The sequence below is a fragment of the Mesorhizobium sp. M7A.F.Ca.CA.004.06.1.1 genome (genome assembly GCF_003999135.1).
GTDB lineage: Bacteria > Pseudomonadota > Alphaproteobacteria > Rhizobiales > Rhizobiaceae > Mesorhizobium.
The window spans coordinates 1-3,647 of record NZ_RZPQ01000603.1 but is presented as its reverse complement, the minus strand read 5'-3'; the positions used below and the strand labels follow the sequence as shown (position 1 = coordinate 3,647).

The 3,647-nt window shown below is 62.8% G+C and carries 5 protein-coding genes; 3 read left to right on the top strand and 2 right to left on the bottom strand.

Going from position 1 to position 3,647, the window contains the following annotated elements; all coding sequences use genetic code 11:
• The 3 genes from EN906_RS26640 to EN906_RS26630 form a co-directional block, all read left to right on the top strand.
• Positions 1-892, top strand: an 892-nt coding sequence (locus EN906_RS26640; protein WP_164777375.1) for a DMT family transporter, incomplete at its 5' end; no start/stop codon positions are given.
• Complete coding sequence (locus tag EN906_RS26635) at positions 876-1,706, top strand: hypothetical protein (RefSeq protein WP_236383056.1); 831 nt, start codon at positions 876-878, stop codon at positions 1,704-1,706. The genes EN906_RS26640 and EN906_RS26635, both read left to right, overlap by 17 nt.
• A gap of 42 nt (positions 1,707-1,748) precedes the next feature.
• Positions 1,749-2,552: a DUF1194 domain-containing protein gene (locus EN906_RS26630; RefSeq protein WP_127267727.1), complete on the top strand. Its 804-nt coding sequence runs from the start codon at positions 1,749-1,751 to the stop codon at positions 2,550-2,552.
• A 107-nt stretch (positions 2,553-2,659) separates the two neighbouring features.
• Here EN906_RS26630 and EN906_RS26625 read toward each other — a convergent pair whose 3' ends face one another.
• A complete protein-coding gene (locus tag EN906_RS26625) occupies positions 2,660-2,962 on the bottom strand; it encodes a DUF982 domain-containing protein (protein WP_127267728.1) in 303 nt (100 codons plus the stop codon).
• Positions 2,963-3,101: 139 nt separating this feature from the next.
• The coding region (locus tag EN906_RS26620) for an ABC transporter ATP-binding protein (protein WP_164777374.1) at positions 3,102-3,647 on the bottom strand (546 nt) is incomplete at its 5' end.

Here is a 3,647-nt window from a genome sequence, read left to right as displayed (position 1 = left end):
GGTGGGTCTGCGCTGCCTGATCGGCGGCCTGCTTGTGTTGCCCTTTGTCTTGATGGAGAGGCGGCTTCCGCTCGGGCCGGACTATTTTTCCAGCTTGGCCAAGGTGTGCGCGCTGTTTGCCATCTCCATCACGCTCCAGCAGCTTTGCTATCTCGGCGCCTCCGTCACCAATGCGAGCTTCCTGGTCAGCACGGCAACGGTAATGACACCGCTGGCCGCCTGGTTTCTCGTAGGCGAACGTCCGACAGCGAGTCTCACGGTCGCCGCCGGGCTGACCGTTGTTGGAGCCCTGCTGTTGTCGGATGGGATTGCCGGGTTCAGCAGTGGCGATCTCACCGCTGTCCTCTCGGCTGCCTGCTATGCGCTCTGGGCAGTCGAGCTGGGCCGGCACATGCAGGTGCATGCGCGGCCGTTCACCGCAGCCGCGACACAGTTCTTCGGCGCCGCAGCCTTCGCCCTGCCGCTCGGCGCAATGCAAGGCAATCTGTCGTTGGCCGCCGCATTCGCAGCCGGCCCGGAACTGGCGATCCTCGGCGTGTTCTCCACTGCGATTGCTTTCGGCATACAGACGGTTGCCCTCCGCTTTACGCCGGCCAGCCACGCCGCCGTGATCGTCAGCGCAGAAAGCGTTTTCGGGGCGCTGGGCGCGGCGATCTTTCTCGGCGAGCGGAGCTCGTCCGCGAGCGCATTGGGTGCCGCCATCATTCTGGGTGCGATCCTGTCCGTGGCACTGTCGAACCGAGCGCCGCAGGCACGCACGTCCTTGCGAACCGCTTCGGTTCAATCCTTCGACGGGGCCCCTGCCTTTGCAGCTGCCGCCGCAAATTGGGCAGGCGATCGTCACCCCAACAATTCAGGTCCAGTGGAGGAATGTGATGACCCTTGCCGGTGATGCGAAACCTATTCCGGCCCCGGCTGCCGCCCGACACGGGGCCAGTGGCGTCGATCAGCCAGGCGGCGGTGGCCTTGCCGATGGCGGCAGGACTTGTCGTGGGGGCGCAGTGATGGACGCGCGGACGATCCTTCTTCCTATCGCACATTTGGTATCGGCGCTTCGCGCCCGCATGAAGGGACCGGGCGGCTATTACAACAGCGGTAACGCGCTCGGCCTCATTGTCGGTCTCGCCATCCAGATTGCCACCGCGCCGGTCGGCTTGCATGAGGGAAGCAGCGTCACCATGGCGGTGATCGAATATTTCGCTGGCAGCCATGGCACTGTTGCGCTGACCTTGACCACCCTGGTCTTCTTCTGGGGCGGCGAGGCCTATCACCGGGCCTGGGCAAGGCCGGATGCTCCCGATCCTGCCCTCAACCGTCTGGGCGACTTCCTGTCGGGCCTGGGGGCGATCGGGCTCGGCATTGCCCTGTTGCTGCTCGGCGATCCATTGCTTGCGGCGACCTCCGGCCTGCTGCATGCGCTCGGCAAATTCGGCAGCACCTTCCACAGGCCCGGCACGCCAATTCCGATGTGGCCGGCCGCTTGGCCCGATCCGTTCCGCAGTGCGGTGCTCGCCAGCCGGTTGCCTGCAATGCTGGCGACGACAGTGGCCCTCGGCCGTGCTTTGCCTGAGGTCTGGTCGGGCGGCTCCTTCGCGGCCCTCGCCATGCCACTGACCTTGCTCGGCTGTTATCTCTTGTGGACCAAGGCCGATCTGCTGCTGTTCGGCGTGGGTACCAAGGCGATCCGCCAGATTTCCACATGTTGAGCCCGCTTTTTGAAACGACCGGATGTCGAGATGGAGAATGACATGTTTGGCAGTGTATATCATCAGGACGCCGGCCCCCTATCCTTTCGCGAACGGGTGCGGGCGACAGGTTGGGGCATTCTGACGTCGGCCGGTTCAATCTCGAGAGTGACAGGGATACTTGCAGTTTCGATGTTTTGGGCGATCTCTGCCCATGCCGCGAACGTTGACGTCGCTATCGTGTTCGCGGTCGATTTCTCGTCGTCGATCGATCCGAAGATCGCCGATATGCAACGCGAGGGACATGCCGCGGCACTCACCTCGCCAGAGATCATCGCCGCCATCAGCCGGAATTATGTCGGCTGCATCGGCGTTGCCTATTTTGAATGGTCGAGCCCCGGACACGCACGCGTCGTGCTGCCGTGGACAAGCATCTGCGGACTGGAAGATGCCAAAGCGGCGGCTGCGGTGATCAGCAGGAAAGGCGATACCGGCTTCATCCGCAGAGGGCGAGGCGGAACATCCGTTTCCTCGGCTATCGACATCGGCAGTCTCCTGCTCGACCAGTTTCCGGGAAAGGCGGCCAAGAAAGTCATCGATATCTCCTCCAATGGCGAGAACAACGACGGGCTTCCCGTCCAGCCGAGCAGGTCGAACGCCATAGCCAAGGGATATACGATCAATGCCATCGCCATCCCGACGGAGGATGAGAATCCCGACGAACCTCTGGCATCCTATTTTGCCAGATCGGTCATTGGCGGTTCCCAGGCCTTCGTCATGACGCCGAAGGGGCCAGACGACTACACGATGGCGCTTCGCCGCAAGCTCGTGACTGAAGTAAGCATGAACGACGAGCGTCCGCTGTGAAAGTGTGCCACGCAAGACGAACTTTCGACCCGCCAGACCGAGCGCATTGCACAACAAGACCCGCCCCGCTGCAGCGCGAGACCTTGTAGGTCCGTCAGGACAACAGCCTATCGCCGCAACGCGTGCACCCTTGCCTCGCCTTCGCCGGGCACCGGCAACGCCATGTCGTCATCGAGAAGGCGCGTGATGCGGGCAAAGCCGGTGAACGCTTTCCTTGCTTCCTCGGCCGACATCTGGCCCGACAAGGCGGCCGAGCAACAATTCAGCGCGCACTGATAAACCGGACCGCGCCGTCCCGTCGGCCACTTCCGCAAGAACATCATGGCTTCGGCAACACTATCGATTTCTTCCGCAGGGTGTCCCTGCCCGCGCGAAATCCGCACGGGCGAAAAGAAATGCAATTGATCCATCGTTTCCTCCCGGTCGACCGCAATGCGCTCGATCGAACCCCACCAAACGCGCCAACAGCCGGTTGGTTCCAGATAAAGAATGGAGTCTTTTAGAAATCTGTCAGGCGAAGGCGATCACCCGTGCGGTGGTGAGTGTCGCCTACATTGTCGGGAAGTGGCAGGCGACTTTGCGACCGGGTCGGTATTCCCGTAACTGTGGCCGCTCCGAACGGCAGCGCTCCGCCGCGATTGGGCATCGGGGATGGAAACGGCAGCCCGTTGGAGGGTTCAGAGGGCTCGGTACGTCGCCGGTGAGGATGATGCGCTTGCGCGTCCCACCCGGCGTCGTCTCCACGACGGGAACCGCCGAAATCAGCGCCTGGCTATAGGGATGGGCCGGTGCTGCAAACACGTCTTCCGCCGGCCCTTCTTCGACGATCGAGCCGAGATACATGACCGCTATGCGGGTCGACACCTGGCGCACCACCGACAGGTCGTGGGCGATGAAGATGTACGTGAGATTGAGCTTCTCCTGCAGATCGGCAAGCAGGTTGACGATTTGTGCCTGCACCGACACGTCGAGCGCGGAGACGGGTTCGTCCAGGACCACGAGGTCCGGGTTCAGGGCAATAGCCCGCGCGATGCCGACGCGCTGGCGTTGTCCGCCGGAAAATTCGTGCGGAAACCGCATGACGTGATCCGGCAG